The organism is Parvularcula sp. LCG005, from assembly GCF_032930845.1.
GTDB lineage: Bacteria > Pseudomonadota > Alphaproteobacteria > Caulobacterales > Parvularculaceae > Parvularcula.
The window spans coordinates 2665873-2691484 of record NZ_CP136758.1 but is presented as its reverse complement, the minus strand read 5'-3'; the positions used below and the strand labels follow the sequence as shown (position 1 = coordinate 2691484).

Genomic DNA, 25612 nt, shown 5'->3' with positions numbered 1-25612 from the left:
ATAATTTGGTCTAATGATGCGGTGCTTGTCGGCCTCGAAGTCGGTGCTGAACCCGTCAACTCCAGCAAAAGTTTGCTTATTCAGTTACGCCCGGTCTCTCCTCATGGTGCAACTAGCGCTTAGATGGCACCGGTGAGCAACTGACGTAGCACTACGCAACGTCCCTACCGCTTTAATCTAAGTTTTTCTTCTCACACTTTTTAGTGCGCCTGCCACAATTCTCGGTTGTCAGAGGGCAAATTCCATGCTGTTCTCGTGGTGCAAAGAGTATGTTGGTGGGGCAACGTTCGACTGCTGAGGGATTTAACGTACAAATCTTTCTGACTGGGTGCGGACACGCATCGAGATTCGGGCTGCAAATGCGGCCCGATAGAGGATTGGTGCTGCAAACTTTCGCATTTAATGAATCGGATTTGGGTTATGCTGTCGAGAATTCTGGCGCTTCTTTTTTATTTTGCTGTGTCGATATCGCCTGCACTCGCGCAGTCCGATGATGGCGTTGATAGCGGTAAGGCTCAGCTCAAAAAGACTGAGGAGATTGAGGAAGAAAGTGCGGCGCTCATGGCGCCACCGCCCGGCGGTGGTGGCGGTCCTGGCGGTGGTGGTTATGAAGTCGAAATCGATACAATGCCGCGGCAACGCGTTAACGATAGACTCTCAGCATACGATCCAAATTTGCTTGGCGATCGGATCGATCCGTTTACTGGAAGCCTGACATTTCAGACAACAGATGTATCCATTCCTGGCAATTCCCATCTCCCAGTATCAATTGGGCGACTGAACGAACCCGGATTGCCATCCCGTCCAGATATGCAAAAGCTGTTCGGCGACTGGATCTTGGACGTCCCCTTCTTGAATTTGCCAACTCCTAAAGAAGACACATACGGTGTTGGTGGGTGGCAAGACGATCGCTGTACCGGTAGCTTTGATCCGGGTGGTATCTCAAAAAATGGCGTGGATTGGGAGCCGTACGAGTATTTCCACGGCGTGACTGTGAATGCGCCAGGGCATGGGTCGCAGCAATTGCTCGAGGCGACAGCTGCCTCTCATTTCGGTGGGTTCGCTGCGAAGCATACGACGAAACAGCATTGGCGCTTCGACTGTATCGGAGACATCGGTGGTGGTGCAGGTGAAGGCTTCATCGGCTACGCTCCCAACGGCGATAAATTCTATTTCGATCACCTTGTTAATTTTGTGAACAATCCACTGACGGGTAAGGGTATCCTGCCCATGTGGAACACGTACATGTTTGCTACCCGCGTCGAAGATGTGCATGGGAACTGGGTTGAATATGATTGGGTGGGGCACCGGCTAAACAGCATTCGGGCGAATGACGGTCGTCGTATAGACCTTACCTATAAATCGGGAACAGACCTTATCGAAACGGTATCGGCCAACGGTCGGACGTGGACATATGCGTATGTTGATTATTCTACTCTCGCAACTGTAACCCGCCCTGATGGCCGTCAATGGGTCTTGGATGTGCCTAGTCGGTTAGGAAGCACATCTGCCTGTGGACTGGGAAGTGCCGGATATTCCATAACGCTGACGCACCCCGATGGCACTTCGGGCACGTTCTCGACAACAGGCGTTCGTTTAGGGCGCACCAATGTACCCATCGTCTTGAATTATATTGGTAGCCAGTATCAGGCAAATCCGCCTCCTGATGGTCCGTGTGGTGCGGAGCGTGGATTTTTTATTCCGCGTCATTTCTATTCCCAAGCTGTCACTCAGAAGGTGCTGACCGTACCGGGATATGGTACCGCTTCGTGGCAGTTCGGATACGAACAAGATGAGGGTAATTTTAATAACAACGGACAGTTGACGGGTTCAAACTGGTCACACCTTTACACGGCATTGGCAGACACGCGAACGAATTGGGTAATTGACCCGACAGGCGCCAAAACAACCACCCAATTCAGTCGCCGTTATGATTGGACAGAAGGCCTGCCGAAGCAGATCAAGCGATACGATACAAACGCCACGACACTTCTCGAAACCGAGACGCTGACGTATATACTAGGCCATCATCTCGGCACCAATAATATTGAGCTAAGCAATAATCAGCCATCAAATTATGCAAACTACCTGACCCAACGAGTAATCGTCCGCAACGGGGTCACCTACAACACGAAAAATACCTATTCAATTAATCAAAACAGTACAACGTTTAGCTATGGGAATCCGACGAAGGTTGAAGAGTGGTCGTCCAATAGCGGTGACACACGAGTTACCGACTACACTTACGTCCACGAAAAAGACAACTGGAACGTCGGACTCGTGGATACTGTCACTCGAAATGGCAAGTTATTCGATGATTTTGAATATGATGGAGTCGGACGTAAGCTGACACATGACCAGTTTGGTGTTCGGGTGGCGACTTATCAATATTATACTTCTGGTAGTGCAGCAGGCCTGCCAAGCATCGTCGATGATGCGCTCAACCGACGGACATCCTATTTCGACTACAAACGAGGCCAGCCTCAGCGCATAAAACGACCCGACAACGTCCAGGTCTACAGCGTGATTGATGATAATGGCTGGATGACGTCAGTGACGAATGCTCGAGGTAAGACCACGCTCTACGATTATAATGATATTGGCCGTCTTACGTTTATTAACCCGCCGCTGGGCGCTAGTACCAGTGTGTCGTATTTATACGGAGTAAATTCCTCCGGTGTTATCCACCAAAAGTTCCATACGGATAATTTCGACGAGACAATATCCTACGACGCGATGATGCGTCCAACTATGGTCAAGAGTGAAGCGCTGAGTGGGCCTGGTGACACGACCTACAGCCGTACAACTTACGACGGCTTGGGTAGAGTATCTTTCAGCTCACTTCCATCTTTCAATCCTAATCCGACGATCGGGCATGTGACCTCATACGATGGTCTCGGCAGGGTAACTGGAGTTTTAGAAAATGCTTCAGGTGGCGGAACAACGTCGTATGCTTACCTGACGGGCAATAAGGTGCGTGTGACTGACCCCGTCGGCCACCAAACAACAACAACGCGAAAAGGCTACGCGAGTCCCGACGATGGGCAACCCACGTTAATTGAGCAGCCACTCAATACAAAGACAGCCATGACATATGATGTTTATGGCAATCTCAAAACGGCGCGCCAATACGGGACCCAAAATGGCTATACCGTCGATTATACTCAAAGTTATTTCTACGACGCCAAGCTCAGGCTATGTCGTCACTCTGTCCCTGAGACAGGCGACACTGCCTATTTATATGACAGTGCAGGCCAGCTCACTTCGTACGCTGAGGGGCAGACGCCCGGAACCTCGTGTTTGACGACGTTGCCAGGCGCGTCCGCTGTCGTGCTTGGTTACGATGCGATGGGGCGTGTGACAGATATAAACTATCCGGGCTCTACGCCTGATATCGCCAAAACATACAGCAACACCGGTTATCCGTCGTCGATAAATCGAGGCGGCGCAAATTGGAGTTACATCCGCAATACAAACGATCAATTGACTCGAGAAACACTGACCATCGATGGCAGGACGTATGAAACCAGCTACGATTACAACGGCTTAAAACATCTAAAGTCGATGACCTATCCTACAGGTCAGGTGGTCGAGTTTGCGCCCGACGCATTCGGCCGTCCGACTAAGGCCCAAAAAGTGGCTAGCACTATCTATGCGAGTGCCCTGACATATCATCCAAACGCTGCCTTCAAAACAATGACGATGGGTAACGGCAAAGAGGTATGGTACCAACAAAATGGTCGCCAGCTTCTGATGCAGATTTACTATCAGAGCGCTATCAGGATGTATTATTATTACGACGCGAACGGTCGTGTGACATCAATTGATCATGACAATGCAACTGATCAGGATCGGACATTTACATATGATGGACACGGCCGGTTGCTAACCGCTGCCGGTCCTTGGGGGGCTGGAGGTTATAAATATGACGCCGTCGGCAATCTTCGCAGCAAGACCCTTGGGGGGCGTGTTGTCACTGCAAACTATCAGTCGACCACAAATCGCCTCTCACAAGTCCAAGACTCCGCAGCCGGGTCCGGATGGCGCACTTACGGCTACGATAACCGAGGCAACGTTACAAATGATGGTAATCTAGCGTTCACCTATGATTTTTCAAATCAGCCTGTTGCGATAAGCGGTGCAGTGAGTGGGGCTTACACCTACGACGGCAATCTGAAGCGAGTGAAGCAGATCGTTAATGGCAAAACAATATATTCTGTCTACGGCGAAAGCGGGCAGCTTATTCATCGTGACAATATAACTTTGGGCGAAAAGACGGACTACATCCACGCCGGTGGTTTGTTGGTCGCCGAAGTTGAAAATAGCACACCAACTTATGCTGTCTTAAATCATCTGGGCACGCCTGTCGCGCACCAAAGCGCGAGCGGGGCTGTTGTTCAGGCCGAAGTTCAAACGCCGTTCGGCGAAAGCTATTCGTCCACGAACAATAGCAGTAGCGATGTCGGTTTTACTGGCCACGTGCGCGATGCCGACACCGGCCTCACTTACATGCAGGCCCGCTATTACGACCCCGTGATCGGCCGCTTCCTGAGCAATGATCCGGTGGCGTTCACGCCAGACAAGCCGGGCCATTTCAATCGCTATGCTTATACGTTGAACGATCCAGTGAATGCGACAGACCCAACCGGCATGTGCATTGAGCTAAATTGTCCATGGGGCTACACGACGGCGCATATGACTGCTCAGAATACTTATCGTGATATACCGGTCAAGGCGGGCACTATGGCGATCGGCGGCACTTGGTCTCGGACGGTTACTGATGCACGGGGGAGGAAAAGTGTTGTTCAGACTACTTTGGGTGTCGCGATCGGCTCCACAGAAGGTGCCGAAGAATTGGGCATCGCAGTATTTTCGTCGGTCGAATATGGAATTGGCAGCGAACATGGATTCGGTAGTTTTCTTGCGGCTTATTCAGGCGATCCCGCCAATTTCGAAGGCGCTTATTCTACCACAGGAGGGCAAGGTTTATTTGGCCTCTTTGGTGCAGGCTACACAAAAGCTGATGGGCTAGAGGGGCTTCAATTTAACGTTGGTACTCCCGGTGCAAGTTCTATGGTAGGATACACGAAAGTCATCGGTGGTCTTGGCAAGGCGTTTGACAAACCGCCTAGTCAAGACTCTGACAGGACGAGGTTTTCGTTGGGCAATAAAGGTAGGACCGGCGGGTGTCTCCGAAGTGAAGCGCAGGGAGGATGCTCATCTGATAATTAATAGTAACTACCATCAAACCAACAAGGTGCGCTGTCGTGTTATGGTAAAAAGAGAAAACATTTTTGAAAAATTGGAAAGAAAACAGAAAGAAACACAAAAAGATCCCGTCTATAGAAGTTTGGTGCGAATTTGGCTCGCGGTAATTGTTGTGCTGGCTGTATTGGTACTTTCGCTTGACTTAGCCTTTAGCTAGGATTTTTATATAGACCGTTCCGCAAGAATGCCGGCGGATGGTTAGATTAAGGTAAGCGCCTTTTTTGTTGCAGCTCGACCCTACTGGAATGCTCGTGCGTTTGTTGCAATCTTTTAGCTGCAGCAATAAGGCGATGCGTTTCTTAGACTTTTTTCTGCGAGCACCACGAAACTTTTCGGCACAGCGGACAGTCAGCTCGTTGGGCAATCCAATGTTAGCGGGGGGTACGGGATGCTGGTGAGGGCAGTATTACTGTTACGTCGGCCGCAGCTCTACGGCGACATTTTTGTTAAGATCCCTGTTAAGATTGGCACCCTTCACTGGCGGATTGCGGCTTAAATAGTTGCTGAGTAATCAGTGGCTTGCGGTGGTTGAGCGGCGTCGATGCTTAGCGTCCCTCTCTCTCCGCCATTTCTTGTTTTTAATGCTATTTTTGCCGCTGCTTAGGTCATGCGTTAAGGGTCGCGATCGGATCGAGTGGGCGCACTGATAACGTACACAGTCGCAATGAGGTCATTTGGGGCGAGAAGACGGACGACATCCACGCTGGTGGTGTGTTGGTCGACGAAGGTGAAAATAGCACGGCAACCTATGCTGTCTTAAATCATCTGGGCACGCCCGTCGCGCACCAAAGCGCGAATGGGGCTGTGGTTCAGACCGAAATTCAAACGCCGTTCGGTGAAATATATTCGTCGACGAACAATAGCGGCGGCTATGTGGCCCGGAACAAATATGACGTTTATGGGGATCCGTCCTCCACCAACTCAACACGCTTTCAGTATACGGGCCAAATCTATCTGAAGGCGGCGGGCCTCTATCACTACAATGCGCGGGCCTATCACCCGTTCGCCGTCGCCTCGAACCGGTGGCGGCTCGGCTCACCCGCCGGTTCCTGCAGGCGGACCCCATCGGCTATGGCGATGGGCTGAACATGTACGCCTATGTCGGCGGTGACCCGGTGAATCGCAGGGACCCGAGTGGGTTGCAGCAAGAGTGTTGGGACGTCTACTACAGTTATAACAATAGCAATACCACCGGCTCGTGGTCCACGTCTGGTGGGTCGGGAAGTGGATCACGTAGAGATTGTGCGGATGTTCCGGATGAGGGTCCAAAGTTCCAGCATATGACGCCGGGGGTATTCTATACCCCAACTCCACAACACCGTTGGTCTCCGCGTGAAGAGTGTAAGTCGCCACCAATTTCTGACCAGGAACAAGTGGCAAGCGATAACGGCGATAGGCAGCCGTTCTACTCATCCAGATTTGATCGAAACGATCCTATGGCGCGTGTTGCAATGCAGATTGTCAATAACGAGGGGATTAGGGGGAAAGTGGCAAATTTTAGCCTTGCAAGCCACCTACTTCGGCGAGATATTTTACATCCGGCAATGAGCCGAAATATAAGCTATACGGATGAAATCGAACAAATAAGCGTCGAGTTAATGCGCGCTCACGTGGACGCTGTAAAGGAATTTGGCAATCCGTCTGCAGGGCAAATTGCGCGGTATCACTACAGGGTTTTCGATGCGCATGGGTTGCCGCATTTTGCTTTCGGAGGCTCACCCTACAGCGGGACATCGTTTGAGGCATTTCTTACGCAGAAAATATGGTTGGGATGCAAATGAAAGTTCGTCGCTTAATCTTCATGATTTTTTTGGTAATCGCCGCTTCTTTTCTAGGTCTTGATTTGTTGAAAAAAAGTCGAACCGTACGAATCGAAGGAAACTATTTTATTATTCCAAAAAGGCATCTGCTTCTTCCTGGAGGTTTATTGGGTGAGGTTTTTGGTGTGGAGACCTTTCATTTTTATCTTCCCACCTATCTTGATGGTTCAGAAAAGCATCTGGTTTCGGTATATATAGCGGATCGGACGTGTAAGCCTTCAACGCCACCCACCACTAACCAGCTTGAGACAGCCTGTGCGGCAACCTCCAGTTATGCCTCTGACATTCCAGGAAAATATCCTAATGGCCTTCAGGAAAGGCATCCGGAGAACGCTGCAACAAGATGGGTGTATGAGGACTCTGACGGTATTGTTGTGGCGTCTTGTTTTGCAATGGGGGATGCCAAAGCAGAAGGTATGTGTAGTTCAATATGGAGATATAAAAATCTCATTTACGAAGTTGGATTTAGAGACGGGCAGCAAAAAAAATTGTTCGAAATGCATGCCTTGACTCAGAAACTATTAGATGATTGGAGCTGTAATTCGTGCAAAGGCGGTTAAAAGCTTCGCCTCGTCCTTTTATGGATCGCTTGTCGTGGCCGAGATTTCGCTTTGGGCGCCTTCAGCCAGATCACGTCGAAGTCCCAGACCAATAGCGGCTATTACGATGCGTTGGGCGCGGTGTCAGAGACCTACACAGCCAACGGGCTGAACCAGCTGCTGAAGACCGGCGGTACCCAGATGACCTATGATGGTCGTGGGAACATGACCAATGACGGGGGGACGGCGTATACCTATGACGTCTACAATCATCTGAAGACCGCGAATAATGGCGCGGGGACATACACCTACGATCCTGAGGGGCGCTTATATCGGGAGCAGGGGACGCCTATTGGCGGTGGCACTGCAATTGACAGCCGCTTCCTCTATGATGGCGCAGATATCATCGCTGAGTATAACAGCTCAGGTACAATCATCGCGCGCTATGTCCATGGCCCGGGCGTGGATGAGCCGATTGTCTGGTACAATGGCGCGAGCATGAGCAGCTCTACGCGGCGCTATATGAGCGCGGATGAACGCGGCTCCATCATCATGGTCACGAACAATAGCGGCGGCTATGTGGCCCGGAACAAATATGACGATTATGGAGATCCGTCGTCCACCAACTCAACGCGCTTTCAGTATACAGGCCAAATCTATCTGAAGACGGCTGGCCTCTATCACTACAAGGCACGGGCCTATCACCCTGGCATTGGCCGGTTCATGCAGACCGATCCCATCGGCTATGGCGATGGCCTGCACATGTACGCCTATGTCGGCGGCGACCCGGTGAATGGCAGGGACCCGAGTGGGCTGTTCCAAAATTTCTTCCCAGAGGAAGAGATTGATGATGTGATGGTCGTCGATTGCGGCGGCAGTGGCTGTGGCCGTGGTGGATACAGCCGTTCGTCAGATGACCAATTTGATGCTTGGTGGGATGCACAAGAAGCCTTTAGGCCGGATGTGCCGGAGCCGACGCATCAAGAAGGGCAAAGCCAACGTCAGCAAAATGGTGAGAGAACGAGCCGAAAAGAAGCATGCGCTGGTAAAACTGGAGCAGCGATTAGAATTTGTAGCCGTGAGCATCCGCTCAGTCTCGAGGAGAAGTGCGAGGCGATGGCTGAAACGATGAGAATCTTTACTTACGTGGGTGGAGCGGCCTGGGGCATATCAACCGAGGAAGGCTGGAGGACGACTGTCGTTAGGGGGGCGTCAAAGTTGGCGTTGAGAGCTTCTTTGGTAGTGAGTGGAGCCGTCACTGTTGTTGGGGTGGCCACCCAGATGGAATACGACCAGTTAAATTGCGCTGAACGCTAAATGGAGACAATATGCGAAAATCGAAGATGATCGGATTTGGATTTTGCTGTACTTTCCTTTTCATATCGATCGCTACCTATTCGGTAGGTTTTGACAATAAAGCGTTGTCAATTTTTGCCATCGGTGCCGCTGGTATTTCGTCAGGCTTGACTTATCTTCGTTATTTGAAAGAGACTGGGAGATAGAAGCATTAAAATTCAGCGTGTGCTTTTGCGATGAGCTGGGCGCGGTGTCAGAGACCTACACCGCTAACGGCCCGAACCAGCTGTTGGAGACCGGCGGTACCCGAATGCGTATGATGGTCGTGGGAACATGACCAATGATTGCGGAATGGCCTATGCCAATGACGTCTCGAACTATTTGACGACGGCAATGGTCGCGCTGGGACGGACACCTAGGGTTCTGAAAGCCTTCCGTATCCGGAGCGGGGGAAGTTGACTGTCCAGAAAAGTCACCTCGTCGACACAGTTCTGCAGCGGCATTTTTGTTAAGATCTCTGTTAAGGTTCCCGCTCTCTCAATGCGCGCCGCAGTTTAAAAATATTAGCATATTCAATATCTTGGGGCTGATGTGCTGCGCCGGTGCTTAGCGTCCCTCTCTCTCCGCCATTCCTTGTTTTTATTACTATTTTTGCCGCTGCTAAGGTCATGCGTTAAGGGTCGCGATCGGATCGAGTGGGCGCACCGATGACGAACGCAGGCGCGGTCATGGGCGGGGAACGCCGACGTGTTCATCGTGCCTACTCACTCGCTGAGCCCATTCTTAAGTCGCGCGGGAACGATTGGTTCATTTTGGGTGTCGTGCGGCGCGACGCTTCAAGGTTTTGTCACTGAAATAATTATCCGAAATTCAATCATCTTTTGTTATACATTTTTTCGAATTGTCCTGAACAGTTTCGGCAGAATTTTCTGTAATCACGATCTTTAAAGAATTGCCGCGTATTAGGTTTCGATCTCCTTGGTAGGATCGTATCCAATGTCACTGACCCCTTCGTCACCTGCTCCTCGTCGCTTTTCTATTTCCAACTTCAATACGAGGCCGAAAGTGCTGTTCAGCGCGGCGGTACCACTCGTTCTTATGCTGATTATCGGCGCGGTTGCTGAAATCAATTTGGCGAAGATGCATCGCACGCAAGGTTGGGTAGACCACACACAGAAGGTTCTGAGTAAAGCGGATGCTATTGTCGCCTCAGCGGTGGACATGGAAACCGGTTTGCGTGGCTACCTGCTGGCGGGCGAAGAAAGCTTCCTCGACCCGTACAAGTCGGGTGCGAATAAAGCGTTTGGTGACCTTGCCGATTTACGTGCAACAGTTAGCGATAATCCGCCGCAGGTGGCTCGCCTGCAAGAAGTCGAAGCCACACTCCGTCAATGGCAAACGGAACTCGCCGAGCGGGAGATCGAGTTGCGCCGTCGTATCGGCGATCCGATGCCGAAGCAAGACATGTCGGCAACGCTTGAGACAAACGACAGTGCTGACCCGGTGATGGGACAGCTTCAAACGAGCAACAATGTTGCAACCATGGACGACATTGTGAAACTCGTCGCGGAGGGGCGTGGCAAGGTCTATTTCGACGAATTTCGTCGCCTGATGTCTGAGTTCAAGTCGATTGAACAGGAGCTGATGGTATCTCGCCAAGCGGCGAATAACGCCACGCGCGAGATGACGGTGGTTACGATCATTGCTGTACTGATTTTTGCTCTGGTCGCCAGTCTCGCAACGGCGTTTGTCGTGGGGTCGGATATCGGAAATTCGATCAAAACGCTGACAGGGCTGATGAACCGTCTTGCCGATGGTGACAACACTGTTGTCATTACTGGTCAGGACCGTCGGGACGAAGTGGGCGACATGGCGCGCGCGACTGAGGTGTTCAAACAAAACGCCATCCGCGTAGCGAAGCTGAACCATGAACAGGAAGAAGCGTCACGGAAAATGGCTGAGCTTGCTGCGGAGCGTGAAAAAGCCGCTCAACGCGAGGTCGAGCTGGCCAGGCAAAAAGAAGAAGATGACCGCAAAGCCGCCGAGGATCGTGAACAAATGATGCGCGAATTGGGTGAGGCTTTCGGTCAAGTCGTGGAAGCCGCGATTGATGGCGAGTTTTCGAACCGCGTCGATGCTAAGTTTACGGATCAAATCCTGAACGATCTGGCAGGCAACATCAATAATTTGATGGGTGCGGTCGACCGTGGGCTGACTGTTACCGGAAAAGTCTTGGAGAAAGTCGCCGATGGTGATCTGACCCAACGCATGGAGGGCGACTTCCGGGGGGCATTTGCGGTACTGCAGGACAACACCAACAGCATGATTGAATCGCTTAAATCGCTGGTTGGCGATATCACGACCAGTGGCGGTACATTGGCCGGGTCTTCTGCTGAATTGCGCGACACAGCAAATACACTTTCTCGTCAGGCAGAACAGAACGCGGCCTCTCTGGAAGAAACGGCGGCTGCGCTGGAGGAACTTTCAACCAGCATCAAACAAGTCAGCGGCAATGTCTCCAACGCCAGCCAAAATGCCAAAACGGCGCGCGACACCGCGCAATCAAGCGGTAAAATTGCTGCGGATGCTGCTGAGGCAATGACCCGCATCTCGGAAGCGTCGAAGGAGATCGCGCAAGTTGTCAGCGTGATCAACGAGATTGCTTTCCAGATCAATCTCCTGGCATTGAATGCCGGCGTCGAGGCGGCCCGCGCCGGTGAGGCTGGCAACGGCTTCTCGGTTGTTGCGGCCGAAGTGCGGCAACTGGCCCAACGCGCGAGTGAGGCGGCGAAAGAAATCGATGGCGTCATCAATCGCAGCGACGATGCTGTTTCTGAGGGTGTATCGAAGGTTTCCGACGCACAGGCCTCGCTCTTCGCGATCGCAGAAAGTGTAGTGAGTATTTCAAAGGGCGTGGACGAAATTTCGACTGCCATTTCGCAGCAGGTGATTGGTATCAACGAGATTACGACGGCCGTCTCGCAGGTCGACCAGAATACGCAAAAGCAAGCGGCTGCATTTGAAGAGGTCACCGCAGCAAGCGCTGTCTTGGCGAACGAAGCCGAAAGCCTTCAACAATCAACGAGACGGTTCAGTACCGGCGCACAAATCGCCGTCATGCCGTCGAGGAAGGCGCCCATGGCCTCCTTGGCTCACGCGCCTCGGAAAGCGGTCGCCGCTGGTGGTGGGCGCCCGGTGGCCGACAGTTCATGGGATGAGTTTTAAGCGCCGGCCTCCTCATCAGGGGTTGAGTGTCGCTGCGAGGCTTATTGCTGAGAGGAAGATGTCGGGCCGCGCCGCAAGCGCCCAACGGCTCGATTTTTCTTCCTCCTCCGTTTGTTAAAGATTGTGGTCAGATTTTATCTGTCGTCGCCAGCACCGAGGTGACAAAGGCTCCAGCAATATCAACGGAACACGGACAATCTGGCGCGACGGTGCCTGGCGTCCCGCTCTCGGCCATACGCTATTCCAGCACTTCCACGCCATCAGGCTCGAGATGCAGCGTGCCGTCCCAGGTCTTTCCGGACAGCAGGCCTTTTTTCCGGCCATCAATCATGACGTCTTTTGGTCCGTACGAAGCATTCACATAGAGCGTCCGTCCGTCGACCACGCGCGCATAAACGCCTTCAGGGGTTTTCGGGCCGGGCTTGATGCCGAGCTTTTCGTAGAGGCCCTGATAGACTGGTTGCATGACAGACGGATGGGCAGGGGTGGCTACATAAATGGCCCGGCCTTTGCCGAATGTGTTGACGGTCACCGCAGGTGGTTTGCCGTCGACATTTTCAATACGCCCAAGCACCTTTGCCGTTGATGGGACCAGCACCTCGTAAAAAGTAATTGGTGTGCTGAATTCAGCATCACCGACTTTCCCGTTCAGCGGTCCATAATGGCGATAGAACTCATTCGTCTTCAGGCCGAACACGTCCGACAGCCGACCGGGCAAGGGTGTGTTGAACCACTGGTTCGTCTCGTCCACCTTGGCGCTGAACGCGGTCATGATGACCGTGCCGCCATTTTCTACATAGGTGCGGATTGCGTCGGCAGAGGCCTGATCCATCAGATAGATGCCTGGCACCACGACGAACTTGTATGGGCTGAGATCCTCATGGCCGATATTGATGACCGCCACATCGATATTGTCGTTATAGACAGCAGCAAACGCGTTATGCGCCTGCTCCATATATGGCGTGGTGATGTATTGCGCGACCGTATTCGACCAGCTCTTCGGCGCAGATGCCACCTTGGCTTCAAAGGAATACGCGATGGCCACTTCCTGGTTCAGCTCGCGCGGGAAGCCCATTTTCGCCATCATCCTGAATTCTTCAGCAATAGCGCCCCATTCATCGAGCTTCCATGACGGGGTGTCATCGTGATCGATAAGACCGAACAGCGCCTGCTCTTCGCCGCCCAGATGACTGTTGAACGTCCAGGCGAGCATACCTTGCGCGCCATTGATCAGGCCGAAATAGCCCCACATGCGTGACCGTCCACGGGTGCCGTAATAGCCGCCGCCGCCGGCCTGGAACTCGACAAACCAGCTTGGCGTGGGCAACGCGCCGCGCATCATCATGGTTTCGAAACCGCCACCAATGGCATCACCGTTGTAATAGCCGTGGGCCCCGTGGGTCACATAGTCCCTGTGCGTCGAAAGATAATCAAAGCCCTTGCGGTCACTACTGTCCCACAAATTCGAGATAGCAGGCTTGTCAGGTGCGTATTTACGCCGGGCTCTCTCGAGAATCATCAGCACGTCAATCGTGGCTTCTGACCAGTACCGCCGCAGATCCAGATACCGTTCAAATGGTCCTGGCCCGTCACCATAGGGGATTTCAATCTGATCCCATGAGGTCAGGGTCCGTGCCCAGCGCTGGGTCGCCCATGCGCTATTGAGGTTATCGAGTGTGCCGTATTTTTCTTTCAGCCAACTGACAAAACGGACTTTATCGGCCTCTGAATAGGACATGAAACCGTTACCGATTTCGTTGTTATAGCCGATGGCGATAACCGCCGGGTGATTCCCGTAGCGTTTCAGCATGGCGTCCGCCAGATCGCTGACCAAACGCAGATAGTCCGGGTCCGAAATATTGTCCATGTAGCGTTCGGCGGCGTAGAGGCGCACGCCATCCTGCGTCACCAGATCGACGCCAGGATATTCATGATGCAGCCACATGGGGGCTGGCTGTCCCGGAATGTCGAGGATGACGCGGATTCCGGCGGCGTGCATCTGATCAATGACGCTGTCAAAAGCTTCAAAAGTGAACACCCCTTCGGCCGGCTGGAAATAATCCCACGACAGGTCGCCCATGCGCACGACGTTGAAACCCGCCTTTTTCATCAGACCGATGTCATACGTTATCTGCTCCTGCGTGCGATCCACCGGCTGATAGTTCGTACCAACATAGAGCTTGTCCTTGTCGTCCCACTGCACCTGCCCGGCTGGGGGAGCGCCTGTGTTCTGCGCATGGGAAACGGCCGAAAAAGCTGGGGCGGAGAGAAGCGCCAGCGCGCTGACCAAAACGGGTTTCAGGTTCATGGAAATCTCGCGCTTCAATTGCTGAAAGTGATTTCGAAGGCGCTCGCGAAGAGCGTCGGCAAGGTGGATGGCAGGTCGATTTCGAGGGCATTGTCGGTCTGCCTGAAGGTCAAAGACGCATCGCTGCCCAGCAGTCGCACCTTTTTGACAACACGGCTCTCATGGGGAGAGGTGCGCGCCAGTGAGGGGATCGAAACCCGGCCCTGCGGTTGCGCCAGCGTCAGAGCGTAGAGGGCGTCCTTTTTAGTGGTGAAGCGGATGTCCTGTGGCGTGTAGTCGCCACTTTCCTGAAACGCCCCATGCGTCGCCTGCGTTGGGCCTTCGCCGAAGATTTTCCACGGGCGAGTGCCGTGGATGGCCTCAGCGTTGACCCGCATCCAGGCGCTCAGCGCTGTCAGCAGCGCATCAGATTCGGGCGGAAGGTCTCCATCCGGATACTGAACGATATTCAAAAGCATATTGCCATTCTTGCTCACGATATCGATCAGCATGGCGATGACCTGCTGCGGCGTCTTGTAGGTATAATCGTCGCTGTAGAACCAGTCGCCATTGGACGTATCTGTCTGCCAGGGAAGAGGGTTGATGCCGGGCAGCACGCCGCGTTCAACATCCTGAATCCCGGCGTCTTTATAGAATTCGCCTGAGCCCAGATCCTTGCTGCAATAGACGGCTTCTGGATTGCCGTGACGGTTCAGGCTGCTGTTGTAGAGGTGCGCCACCAACGCGCGGCCTGTCGCGCCAAACGGAATGCCGCCATCCGTATAAAGCAGATCGGGCTGATAGGAATCGACCAGATCGCGAATTCGGTTGAACCAGATGCGGTGAAAAGCTGGATCCGTCGTGTACCACGACTGGCCGGTCCCGATGTAAGGTTCGTTGTGTGCCGGATGATAGAGATCAGCATATTGAGGATCGGCGCCGTCATAGGGCTTTCCAATCTCCGGCCAGAACTGGTCATAGCTGTGGCTGGGATACCACCAGTTATGGCTGGCGCCCAGATGCTCCGACACACCAAAGCGCAAGCCCCGCTTGCGCGCCGCCTTCTGCCAACTCCCGACAATGTCACGCTTCGGACCCATTGCCACGGCGTTCCAGCGATGGTGCTTTGAATTCCACAGATCGAAATTGTCATGGTGGACGCCCATACTGACGAAATATTTCGCGCCCGCCTCAGCGTATCGGGTCATCAGCCCTTCGGGGTCGAAGTTTTCCGCTTTCCAGAGCGGTAGAATGTCCTTGTAACCGAACCGGGTCGGATGGCCGTAGGTGTTGATGTGGTGATCATAGATCGGATGGCCCGGCACATACATCCAGCGGGCGTACCAGTCGCCCATGCGCGGCACAGCCTGCGGCCCCCAATGTGACCAGATGCCAAGTTTGGCGTCGCGAAACCAGTCCGGTGCCTCGAACCTGTTCAGCGATTCTGGAGTCGGCTGGAATGGTCCGTTCTGAATGGGAGGCGCGCTTGGCCTGTCATCGGCCTTGGCCCGCGTGCCCAAAGCCGCATAGCCCAAAGCGGCGGCCAGCGGCGCGCCCATAAGGCTGCGCCTGTCGAAATCTACCATGTGTGTCCTCCCATCGCATCGTAGGCGCCCTGAGCGCTCTGCCTCTTTGCAGGCGTATTTTTTATCTGCGACCACGCTGCCATAGGTAAAAGCGCGGCTCAATAAGGGAAGTAAGATATTGAGGCCAATAAGGGAAAAGCATGCGAATGGTCGGTGATGCGCTTCGTTGAGGTTATCGTTCTGCGACGGTGTCACGCCGGTCGAGGAAATCGTCGAGGCGCTCGCCAACCTCATTCGTGCAGGCAAGATCTGATGCTACGGTTTGTCCGACATGCTGGGCTGGGTGGCGATAACGGCGGCGACGATGGCTAAGTTGGCTTTGCGGGCATCTGCGGTCGTAGGTGGAGCGGTTGTTAATATTGCAGTCGCCGCCCAAATAGATTACGACAGATATAATTGTAACGAAATTAAGGTGTAAGTGAAAATGAATAATTCATGGGCAATCACTTTCGGATTTTGCGCAATATTATTTTTTACATCAGTCGCAACGTTTGCGATTGGTCTTGATAACCAGGCTTTATTGAGATTTGCCGTTGGAGCTATTGGTGTTTCAACAGCATTGACGTATCTGCGATATTTAAAAGAGACCGGGAGATAGGGGCATTACAATACAGCGTGTGCTTTTACGATGAGTTGGGCGCGGTGTCAGAGACCTATGCCGCTAACGGCACGAACCCGCTGCTGAGGACTGGCGGTACCCAAATGACCTGAGACGGTCGTGGGAGCATGACGAATGATGGTGGGACGGCCGTTTGTATTGGTAGGGGCCTACTGGCGGCACAGATGGTTCACCGGTCGAATGCAAACCATAGGGCTCTTTTGCCGTTAAGACGCACATTCTCCCGCGGCACATCCCTGTATGAAAAGACCAGGCAAAATCAGTGACGTATCGCCATTGCCCTAAAGCGGCGCCTAGCGTCCGTCTCGTCCGCCATTCTGTCGAAAAAATCCGATCAGAGTCAAGAAGTAGTCCGCCAGCGGAATAAACGCGGAGTGCCGCCTAGGCGATCGGCGTCAGAAGCCGTTCAGCCTCGGCCACGGCCCGGTCGGGGTCGACGGGCTTGGACAGAAAAGGCTTGGTCTTCAGCCATTCCTTGCTGGGTTTCAGCTCGCTATAGCCGGTGAGAAACGCGAAGGGGATGTCGGCACTGGCCAGCCATTCGGCGATGGGTTCACTCGTGTCGCCATAGCCCAGATTCATGTCGAGAAGGGCCGCGTCGGGCCGGCTGGCGGTTACCGCCTGCAAGGTTTCTTCGACCGAGGCAAACGGCCCCATGACGCCATACCCGCTGTCTTCGAATTTTTCAGCCAGAGCGAGCCCTACCAGAGCCTCATCTTCGACAATCAGGATGGTCGGTCGTTTCATATGGCAAGGCTACAGCACTATTGTGCCAAAGGAAAATGAATTTGGCATCGCAGGCCCTCAGGGCGGTATTCGACCTCTGTAGTGCCTTTCAGGTCCGATCCCAACACCCTGTTCAGGAGGAATGACCCAAAGCCGGACGCGCCGTCCTGAGGTGGCGTCACTGTCGGACCGCCCATCTCTTCCCAGGTCAGGTGCACCATCCGGTCCTCATCGGTGCGGACCGTGAACACAACCGTCCCTTCATCGGACGAAAGGGCGCCGTATTTGGCGGCATTGGTGGCAAGCTCATGAAGGCCAAGTGTCAGGGACAGCATCTGCTTGGCATCCAGATAGACGTCCTCGCCCTCATACCGTGCCCGGTGGTTGGGCCCGCCCGTATAGGCGCTGAGTTCGGTGTCAAAAACCGCCCGTAAGTAAGCGCCTTCCCAGTTTCCCTTCGTCAGAAGGTCATGGGTCCGGGAAATCGCGCTCAGGCGATTGCGCAAGGTCTTGCTGAAGGAGGCCACGTCTGTTGCCCGCTTGGCCGAAAACTGGACGATGGCCAGGGTGGTGGCCATAGTGTTTTTCACCCGGTGCTGAAGCTCATGCAGCAGGAGGGTCTGGTTCTCTTCGGCAAGCTTGCGCTCGGTGATGTCAACGACAGTGCCGAGGATACGAACTGGTCTGCCGCTCTCGTCCATCTGCGGTCGACCGTGGCCTTCGATCCAGCGGATCGCGCAGTCGGCACGCCGGATCTGGCACTGGAACTGCCAATCCACACCGTTTTCAATCGCGATGGCCAGACCCTGTTGTACCGCTTCGCGATCATCGGGCAGGACGTGTTCGACGAACTGGTCGGCGGTCCAGCGGTCCAGCGGGCTCTGATAGCCAAAGATGCTGTCATGACGGGCGGTCCGCTGCGCGGTCTTGGTCGTCAGGTCGAGCTCCCACACGCCGAGGCGGCTGGCCTCCAGCGCGAAATTGAGGCGCAGCTCGCTGGCCTCGATGGTCTTGCGCGCCAGCACCTGCTCGGTGACATCAAAGGAAAAGCTCATCACGCCTTCGGGCTTGCCATCGGGGCCAAACCACGGCTGCAGGGTGACGCTATACCAGCGGTCATCGCGGGTTTCGCCGTCATCGGGTCTGACCGTGATCCGCAGGTCCGGCAGCTGGACGGCCTCCCCAGTTGTCAGGACACTGTCAAAATGGGCGTGCTGCTGCACGTCCGAAACCAGCGGAAGAACGTCGCGCAGGGCTTTCCCCTCAATGTTCGGCTCACCAATCAATTCCTTTAGGGCGGAATTTGCGTAGAGATACCGGTGCTCAGACCCTTCGTGCAGGGCGATATAGACCGGCGCTTCGTCGAAAATGCGACGAAGTTTTTTCTCACTTTCAGCGAGGGCGGAGATGCCGCGCTCAACCGCCTGCTGCAGCCGCTTCTGTTCGGTCACGTCGGTGACGCAGCAGCCTACGGCGATCGCAACGCCGTCTTTCACGACAGGGTAATAGTCGACGAGCCAGTACCGCTTCTCATGAGGGTCAGCCGGTGTGGTGCCTTCAACTTCATTGCCGAGGCTCGCCGTGCCGGTGCGCAGAACCTCCAGCTGCGTGGCCCTGACCTTTTCGTCAATATCGGGGACAAGCTCATCCTGGCGCTTGCCGATATGATCTTTGACGGGGAACCCATTGATGGCGGCGAGGCGTTCATTGATCCTCAAATAGCGCAGGTCGCGATCAAGCAGGTTCAGGCCGACCGGCGTCATATCGTAAAGCGACTCAAGCTCTGCATACTGACGGGAAAGGGTGTCCGCGTTCTGCTGGAGCTGTTTCTCCACTTTTTTCAGTCCGGTGATATCAACGAATGTGATAATGCAGCCATCAAGCCGATCGTCCGTCCGCCTGTAAGGCCGAATGCGCATCAGGAACGTTTCTTCCGTGGCGTCTATTCGAGCTTCCCGTTCAATAGGCTGCAGCGTCTGGGTCACCTGTGCGGCATCAGCCTCCAGATCGTCATAGCTGACCTTCCATTTCAGGTCGTTGATGGGGCGGCCAATATCCCTGTCCTGAATGCCGAACAGCCGCCGCGAGGCAGGGGTGTACCGGCGAACGCACAGATTATTGTCCAGAAACACGGTCGCAATGTCAGTGCTTTCGAAGAGATTGCGCAGATCGGAGTTGGCTTCCACCAGCTGTCTGTTGTTCTCGGACAATTCAGCGTTGATCGTTTCCAGCTCCTCATTGATCGACTGGAGCTCTTCGCGGGATGTTTCGAGTTCTTCGTTGGAGCTCTGCAGCTCCTCATTCATCGAAAGAAGCTCTTCGTTGGAGCTTTTCAGCTCCTGCTCGGTGGCTTCATAGTCCGTCAGTGTGCGGCTCAGCTGCTGACGCATGACGGTGAGCTCCCGCTCAATCATGTCACGCTCGGCGCGGTCGCGGTCGTCGGAGGATGCAGAAAACTCTGTCAGGTCCTGCGACCGGACGGGCTGTAGTGTCACCATGACCGCCCCGTCGATGAACGGGACGGGTCTTGCTTCGACATCGACAAGGTCTGTTGTCGTGCCAGACTGAACCACAATATTGCGCTCAATCGTCAGTTCTCGGGTCGATCTGGCTTCTGCGACAGCTGACCTGACCGGCAACCGCAGGGCGCGGACGAGGAATTGATCGAGACTAGCGGATAATACGCCCATGGCGGGTTCGACGAATTTCCCCATCCGTTCGGAGAGGAAGGTCACTTCGTCGACGGAATTGACGACAGCAAACGGTGCGCCGCTCGTCCGGGCAAAGAAGGTCAGCACCTGCTGCTCGAAATCCGGCGTTCCTGACACAGCTCGACTAGGCAGAGTATAGGCACTTGGAACCCGACGCTCGCGTCGCTGGTGATCGCTCCGTGTACTCATCAGGCTGGAATAGCCGGGCTCTTCGCCGTCATTTCGCTGGAACAGGCGACTTTCCCGGTCAACGGTCGTGAAGTAGCGGTCCTGTTTGCCCAATGATTCAGACGATCCGAGGAACAGAAATCCCTTCTTGTTAAGGGCGTAGTGAAAGCGCGGAATGATGACGTTCTGAATGGAGCTTGAAAGATAGATCAGCAAATTCCGGCATGACACGAGATCAAGGCGCGAGAAGGGCGGATCTTGCAGCAGATTATGAGGCGCGAAGACGCAGCTTTCGCGCAAGACCGGTGCGATCTGAAACTGGTCCTGGTCGGCGATCAGATATCGCTCCCGGCGTGCCGCTGACAGGCCTGAGATCTGACTTTCCGTGTAGTGACCGCGCCGGGCGTGGCTGAGGGCAGCCATGTCGATGTCAGTACCAAAAATCTGGAACGGTCGAGGATCGTCGTTGGCCTCCAGGATCTCATGCACCATCATGCCGATGGAGTAGGCTTCTTCCCCTGTCGAACAGCCGGGCACCCATATCCGGAAGCGGGACTGGTCCCGGTTCAACAGGGGCAGAAGGGCATCCTGTTTCAGGGTCTCGAACGCATCTTCGTCGCGGAAGAACTGGGTGACGCCGATCAGGAAATCCTGCAGCAGAACGGTCCGTTCCTCCTCGCTGTCCCGCAACCGTTCGACAAACAGTTGGACACTGCGGTCGCGTACCAGTGTCAGGCGCCGCTCGATCCGACGGATCAGTGTGCCGGTTTTATATTGCGAGAAGTCATGGCCATTCGAGCGATCGATGAGGCCCAATATATCTGGTAGCGCAAGTTCGATATCCGCCCTGAAACGATCGGACCCGCCGCCATCTGTGGTGAGCTGCTCGCGATGCGCCACGATTTCCAAGATTCGCCCGGGGATCGCAGCCGGGGCGAGCGTGAAGTCGATTAGGCCCGTCGCCGCCGCGCTGTCCGGCATACCGGGAAATCGAGCAGTTTCACTTTTCTGGACAATGGCGAAGCCGCCGGCACTCTTGATCTGACGAATGCCCAGCGTGCCGTCGGTGCCGGTGCCCGACAAGATCACGCCGAAACAGGCCGGACCATTTCTGTTCGCCAGAGAGCTGAAAAACTCGTCAATCGGCGTCCGGAGGCCGCCATCGGTGACGCGGTCGTGCAGGACAAAACGGTTGCCCTCGATCGACAGGGAGGGGCCGCCGGGGATGACGAAGACAGTGTCCGGTTTGGCCTGCATCCCGTCCTCAATCTTCTGGACCGGAATACTGGAGTGCTTTCTGAGCAATTGGTCCATGATGGACGGATGCTCTGCGGACAAATGCTGGATGATGACGTAGCAGAGACCAGACCGTTCCGGGATCGCCTTGACGAGCTCATTGAGCGCTTCGAGGCCGCCGGCTGACGCACCGATCCCCACAATAGGAAAATCACCGACCTGTTTGTCCAACGTCCGTCCTGCTGCCTTCGTGGGCGTCAGACATAACCTTGTATGCCCGGATCGCCTGCGATTTTCATTTCGCTTAACATGCCCATGTTTTTACACAACCGGGAGGTTGTGTCGCGGTACAGCGAGGTGAGTGGTGGGATGTGGCAGGACCGGGCGCGAGGTGCCCGGTCCCTGGGAGCCCGATGTCAGGAAATCGGCTTGCCGCCCGTTACGCCAATGAATTCACCGGTCATGTAGCTCGACTCCTGAGACGCGAGGAACACGAACGCGCCGCCCAGTTCTGCCGGTTGGCCCGGACGCCCCATGGGTGTCGCTTCGCCGAAATGTTGCACCTTGTCCTGGGACTGGCCGGTCGACGGTTGCAATGGCGTCCAGAACGGCCCCGGCGCGATGCCATTGACCCGGATACCCTTCTCAATTGCCCCCTGTGCCAGCGCCTCAGTAAACCCGCGAATGGCAAACTTCGAGGTTGCGTAGTCGATCAGGACAGGTGCCGGGTTAAACCCCTGGGTCGAAGACACGTTGATGATGGTGCTGCCCGGCGGCATGATCTTCATCGCGGCGGTGGTCAGCCAGAAGAGGGCATAGACATTCGTCTTCATCGTACCGTCGAACTGCTCGTCGGAAATGTCGTCGATGGATTCCTGACGCACCTGCTTGGCGGCATTGTTGACCAGAATGTCGAGGCCGCCCATCTGGCCAGCCGCATCCTTGATCAATGCCCGGCAGAAAGCCTTGTCGGTGATATCGCCGGGGATCAGATGAACCTCGCCATCCTTCGCCAGCAGAGACTGCAGTGACCTGGCGTCCTCTTCTTCGTCGGGCAGGTAATTGAGTGTGACGACGGCCCCTTCGCGGACCATGGCGATGGCCGCAGCACGACCAATGCCGGAATCCCCACCGGTGATGAGCGCTTTCCGGCCAGCCAAGCGGCCATGACCGATATAGCTGTCTTCGCCATGATCGGGCCGTGGGTCCATTTTTTCCGTAAAGCCGGGCGCCGGCTGCGGTTGTTTTTCAAATGGTGGTTGCGGGTAAAGCGTGCGCGGGTCTTTCAGGTCGGTCAGTGTCATGATGATTAGATCCTTTTCTCATGCAGCTCGATCACGAGCCGTTGTGTTTCTTTGTTCCCCGCGTGTTGCGACCACCCCCGGTCCATAAAAGTCTGCCTAATGCAGGCTTTTGATTGCAGTCGAAATGTCAGTGGGACCTGACGCAATCTCGAAAATGCGGTTGCTGGCAGCGGGTTCGCCAAGGCTGGCAGCCAATGTCGAGGCGACGTCAGCGCGAGAAATCTCGCCGCTGTTCAAATGATCGGTCGAGAGGGTGATCTGGCCCGTCAGGCCTTCGTTTGTCAGTCGCACAGGACGGACGATCGTGTAGTTGAGACCGGACTGCTCAAGATGCTGGTCAGCCGCCTGCTTGGCTTCGAGATAATGCTGCAGGCCATCAGGACCGCTGGATGGCCGGTCCGCACCGACCGAGCTGAGCATGACGAACCGCTCGATGCCTGAATTCTTTGCAACGTCGATAAGGGCCTTGGCGCCGTCGCGGTCGATCCGGTCGGTCATCTCTTCGCCTGTGTCGCCGCCGGACCCGGCCGCAAACACAATCGCATCGACATTATCGGCAATGCCTTGCGGCAGATCCTGCAGGTCCCCCGTGCGGGTTTCGCACCCTGCAGGCAGAACGGAAACATCGGAACTTTCGCGGACCAGGGCGACGGGTGTATGGCCGCTGTCGGCCAATTGGTGGGTAAGCAAGCGGCCAGTTTGCCCGGTTGCTCCTGCAACGAGAATGCGCATGTCGTCTCCTGTGGTTAATGTATCTGACCAACCGGGAGCGGCGCCGATTGTTCCTGCTGTGTTTGGTCGCAGCTGCACACAAATTTTTTTTGATCACCAGATTGTCGGTGTGCGATGGAGCGATCGCGCCAGTCTAGGCGGCGTGCGGTCTGCATTCGCTAATATTCGTTAGGCTTTATACTTCTTCTCGGTTCGCGAAAAATGTTGAATAGAAATACCGCGACTGGTCATATTATTCGTTAGGGCGCGCATCATTAGGCTGAGCATGAAGGTCGGGGGGACTAGCTTGGTGATGATTGATCATGGCTCGACACACACGCAGAAGAAGGTCTGCATTTGGCGGTGAGGATGGCAGTATTGCTATCCTGTTCGCGCTGATCGTTCCCGTCGTTGTCGGATTTCTGGGTCTTGGCGGCGAAGTGGTTTACTGGCAATTTACTCAGCGCACGCTGCAAAGCGCTGCTGATGCGGCCGCGTTCTCCGGTGCCGCCCAACTCGCCCAAGGGCACGATGAAGATCATGTGCGCATCGCGGCCGGCAACGCTGCACGCTTGAGCGGCATCATGTCGGCTCGCGCCGATACGCCAATCGTGACGACGCCGCCGAGCCGTGGCCCCTTCAGCGGGGATACGAAGGCGGTCGAGGTCGTTCTGGTGGACCGGTTGCCCCGTCTTTTTACCGGCGCCTTTTTCTCGGATAGTACAAAGAGTATTTCCGTGCGTGCCGTCGCTCGTACGGCTGGTGCCCGTCCCGCCTGCGTTCTCGCTCTACATCGGTCCATGAATGGCGCCGTCAGTTTTGGTGGATCATCGACGCTGGAGCTTGAAGGTTGCGATGTTGCCTCGAATTCGCTGGCTTCCAATTCGATTGATTTTTATGGGGCAACCCATGTCACGACAGAATGCGTGTCGGCTGTTGGTGGGATCGAAGGGAATGATGGTCGTTTGACACTGACAGACTGCCGCGATCCATTCGAAGGAACGCGCGTTTTCGCTGACCCCTATGCCGATCTGCCCCTGCCATCTCCAGGCATCTGCGACAGCACGCTGAAAAGTGACCTGAATAACAGTCCGAGTACGACGGTCACCGTGGCACCTGGTACGGTCTGTGCCAGCGGTTCGGGGGGGAGTACGGTTTCCATCAAGGGTGATACGACATTTTCGCCCGGTATCTACATTTTCAATGGCGTGGATCTTAGCGTGAATTCCTCTGCGATCATTCGCGGTACGGGCGTCACTTTTGTGTTCACGGGAGGCTCTACCATTCACATGAACGGTGGTGCGGATATCCAGCTGACGGCGCCGACAGATTCAGCGAACCTCTATCACGGTGTGTTGTTCTTTGGCGACAAGATCGACAATGTCGATCACGTCCTGAATGGGAATAGTGCGACCTCATTCACCGGTGCGCTTTATTTTCCGGGTTCGAACGTCTCGTTCTCAGGAACGAATGCGGCGACCAGTGGGGCGTGCACCATTCTTGTTGCCGAAACCATTCTATTCACCGGTAACAGCTTCTTCGGCAGTGACTGCCTCGCCCTTGGCGTTGAACCGCTGGACACGGCGCAAGTCGTCCTCATTGTGGAGTAAAAGAAGATGATGCATTTCATAACCCGGCTGACGGCGTTGTTTGGTGCATTTGTGCGCAGCATACAGGGCACCGCCTCGATTGAGGCGACACTGCTTCTGCCCGTGTTCATCATGGGCGGCATGACGCTGGCTGATGTCGGCTTTGCCGGTCAGGGCCGCATGCAGCTTGATCAGGCGCTGCGGGCGGGCGCGCAGGTCTCCATGATCAACGTCAACGATGTGGATCAGATTGAGGAAGCGACGCTCGCCGCGCTCGGCATTACAGAGAGCGGTGTGCTTGGCCCGGATGGTCTATGCCAGGATGGCAAGATCTGCATTTCGGTGTCTTCCACCTGTCAGTGCACGGCCGGCGTTTCGGCGGTCTGTACCAGTCTGTGCCCGGGGACGGACGAAACCCCATCTGCGTTTGTCAATATTACGGCGCGTCGGCGCCATGCCGGCATTGTCCTAGGGGATCGTGAAGTCAGCTCGCAAATCACGGTGCAGACGCGATGAGAAAAAGACCG

At 54.9% G+C, this 25612-nt stretch carries 14 protein-coding genes; 8 read left to right on the top strand and 6 right to left on the bottom strand.

Going from position 1 to position 25612, the window contains the following annotated elements; genetic code table 11:
• Positions 1-420: 420 nt before the first annotated feature.
• The 6 genes from RUI03_RS12800 (at position 421) to RUI03_RS12780 (ending at position 12148) form a co-directional block, all read left to right on the top strand.
• The gene (locus tag RUI03_RS12800) at positions 421-5232 is read left to right on the top strand and encodes an RHS repeat-associated core domain-containing protein (protein WP_317287860.1); all 4812 of its coding nucleotides are present in this window, start codon (positions 421-423) and stop codon (positions 5230-5232) included.
• A gap of 840 nt (positions 5233-6072) precedes the next feature.
• Complete coding sequence (locus RUI03_RS12795; protein ID WP_317287859.1) at positions 6073-6354, top strand: hypothetical protein; 282 nt, start codon at positions 6073-6075, stop codon at positions 6352-6354.
• Positions 6291-7049 carry an RHS repeat-associated core domain-containing protein gene (locus RUI03_RS14775; protein WP_410795876.1) on the top strand — a complete coding sequence of 253 codons (759 nt, stop codon included), beginning with the start codon at positions 6291-6293 and terminating at the stop codon, positions 7047-7049. Before RUI03_RS12795 ends, RUI03_RS14775 begins: the two co-directional genes overlap by 64 nt.
• A complete protein-coding gene (locus RUI03_RS12790; RefSeq protein WP_317287858.1) occupies positions 7040-7648 on the top strand; it encodes a hypothetical protein in 609 nt (202 codons plus the stop codon). Before RUI03_RS14775 ends, RUI03_RS12790 begins: the two co-directional genes overlap by 10 nt.
• A gap of 51 nt (positions 7649-7699) precedes the next feature.
• The gene (locus RUI03_RS12785; protein WP_317287857.1) at positions 7700-8944 is read left to right on the top strand and encodes an RHS repeat-associated core domain-containing protein; all 1245 of its coding nucleotides are present in this window, start codon (positions 7700-7702) and stop codon (positions 8942-8944) included.
• Between the two features lie 975 nt (positions 8945-9919).
• Positions 9920-12148 carry a methyl-accepting chemotaxis protein gene (locus tag RUI03_RS12780; RefSeq protein ID WP_317287856.1) on the top strand — a complete coding sequence of 743 codons (2229 nt, stop codon included), beginning with the start codon at positions 9920-9922 and terminating at the stop codon, positions 12146-12148.
• Positions 12149-12386: 238 nt separating this feature from the next.
• Here RUI03_RS12780 and RUI03_RS12775 read toward each other — a convergent pair whose 3' ends face one another.
• The 6 genes from RUI03_RS12775 to RUI03_RS12750 all read right to left on the bottom strand — a co-directional run bounded on the left by RUI03_RS12775 (position 12387) and on the right by RUI03_RS12750 (position 23517).
• Positions 12387-14456, bottom strand: coding sequence for a beta-galactosidase (locus RUI03_RS12775; protein ID WP_317287855.1), 2070 nt, complete (start codon positions 14454-14456; stop codon positions 12387-12389).
• 14 nt (positions 14457-14470) lie between these two features.
• Positions 14471-16021, bottom strand: a complete 1551-nt coding sequence (locus RUI03_RS12770) for an alpha-L-fucosidase (protein ID WP_317287854.1) — start codon at positions 16019-16021, stop codon at positions 14471-14473.
• A gap of 1000 nt (positions 16022-17021) precedes the next feature.
• Positions 17022-17387, bottom strand: a complete 366-nt coding sequence (locus tag RUI03_RS12765) for a response regulator (protein WP_317287853.1) — start codon at positions 17385-17387, stop codon at positions 17022-17024.
• A 17-nt stretch (positions 17388-17404) separates the two neighbouring features.
• Positions 17405-21712, bottom strand: a complete 4308-nt coding sequence (locus RUI03_RS12760; protein WP_317287852.1) for a CheR family methyltransferase — start codon at positions 21710-21712, stop codon at positions 17405-17407.
• A gap of 185 nt (positions 21713-21897) precedes the next feature.
• Positions 21898-22785, bottom strand: coding sequence for an SDR family oxidoreductase (locus RUI03_RS12755; RefSeq protein WP_317287851.1), 888 nt, complete (start codon positions 22783-22785; stop codon positions 21898-21900).
• Positions 22786-22881: 96 nt separating this feature from the next.
• On the bottom strand, positions 22882-23517 hold the full coding sequence (locus RUI03_RS12750) for an SDR family oxidoreductase (RefSeq protein ID WP_317287850.1): 636 nt from the start codon (positions 23515-23517) through the stop codon (positions 22882-22884).
• A 302-nt stretch (positions 23518-23819) separates the two neighbouring features.
• On the opposite strand from RUI03_RS12750, the gene RUI03_RS12745 reads away from it, so the two are divergent.
• Both RUI03_RS12745 and RUI03_RS12740 read left to right on the top strand, forming a co-directional pair.
• On the top strand, positions 23820-25106 hold the full coding sequence (locus RUI03_RS12745; RefSeq protein WP_317287849.1) for a pilus assembly protein TadG-related protein: 1287 nt from the start codon (positions 23820-23822) through the stop codon (positions 25104-25106).
• A gap of 6 nt (positions 25107-25112) precedes the next feature.
• Entirely contained in the window at positions 25113-25601 is a 489-nt protein-coding gene (locus tag RUI03_RS12740) for a TadE/TadG family type IV pilus assembly protein (protein ID WP_317287848.1), read from the top strand.
• Positions 25602-25612 lie beyond the last annotated feature (11 nt).

Excerpts from the sequence above, each read along its gene's own strand:
- RUI03_RS12800 (WP_317287860.1), top strand. The coding sequence starts at position 421 with ATGCTGTCGAGAATTCTGGCGCTTCTTTTTTATTTTGCTGTGTCGATA.
- RUI03_RS12790 (WP_317287858.1), top strand. The coding sequence starts at position 7,040 with ATGCAAATGAAAGTTCGTCGCTTAATCTTCATGATTTTTTTGGTAATC.
- RUI03_RS12780 (WP_317287856.1), top strand. The coding sequence starts at position 9,920 with ATGTCACTGACCCCTTCGTCACCTGCTCCTCGTCGCTTTTCTATTTCC.
- RUI03_RS12775 (WP_317287855.1), bottom strand. The coding sequence starts at position 14,456 with ATGAACCTGAAACCCGTTTTGGTCAGCGCGCTGGCGCTTCTCTCCGCC.
- RUI03_RS12770 (WP_317287854.1), bottom strand. The coding sequence starts at position 16,021 with ATGGTAGATTTCGACAGGCGCAGCCTTATGGGCGCGCCGCTGGCCGCC.
- RUI03_RS12765 (WP_317287853.1), bottom strand. The coding sequence starts at position 17,387 with ATGAAACGACCGACCATCCTGATTGTCGAAGATGAGGCTCTGGTAGGG.
- RUI03_RS12755 (WP_317287851.1), bottom strand. The coding sequence starts at position 22,785 with ATGACACTGACCGACCTGAAAGACCCGCGCACGCTTTACCCGCAACCA.
- RUI03_RS12750 (WP_317287850.1), bottom strand. The coding sequence starts at position 23,517 with ATGCGCATTCTCGTTGCAGGAGCAACCGGGCAAACTGGCCGCTTGCTT.
- RUI03_RS12745 (WP_317287849.1), top strand. The coding sequence starts at position 23,820 with ATGGCTCGACACACACGCAGAAGAAGGTCTGCATTTGGCGGTGAGGAT.
- RUI03_RS12740 (WP_317287848.1), top strand. The coding sequence starts at position 25,113 with ATGATGCATTTCATAACCCGGCTGACGGCGTTGTTTGGTGCATTTGTG.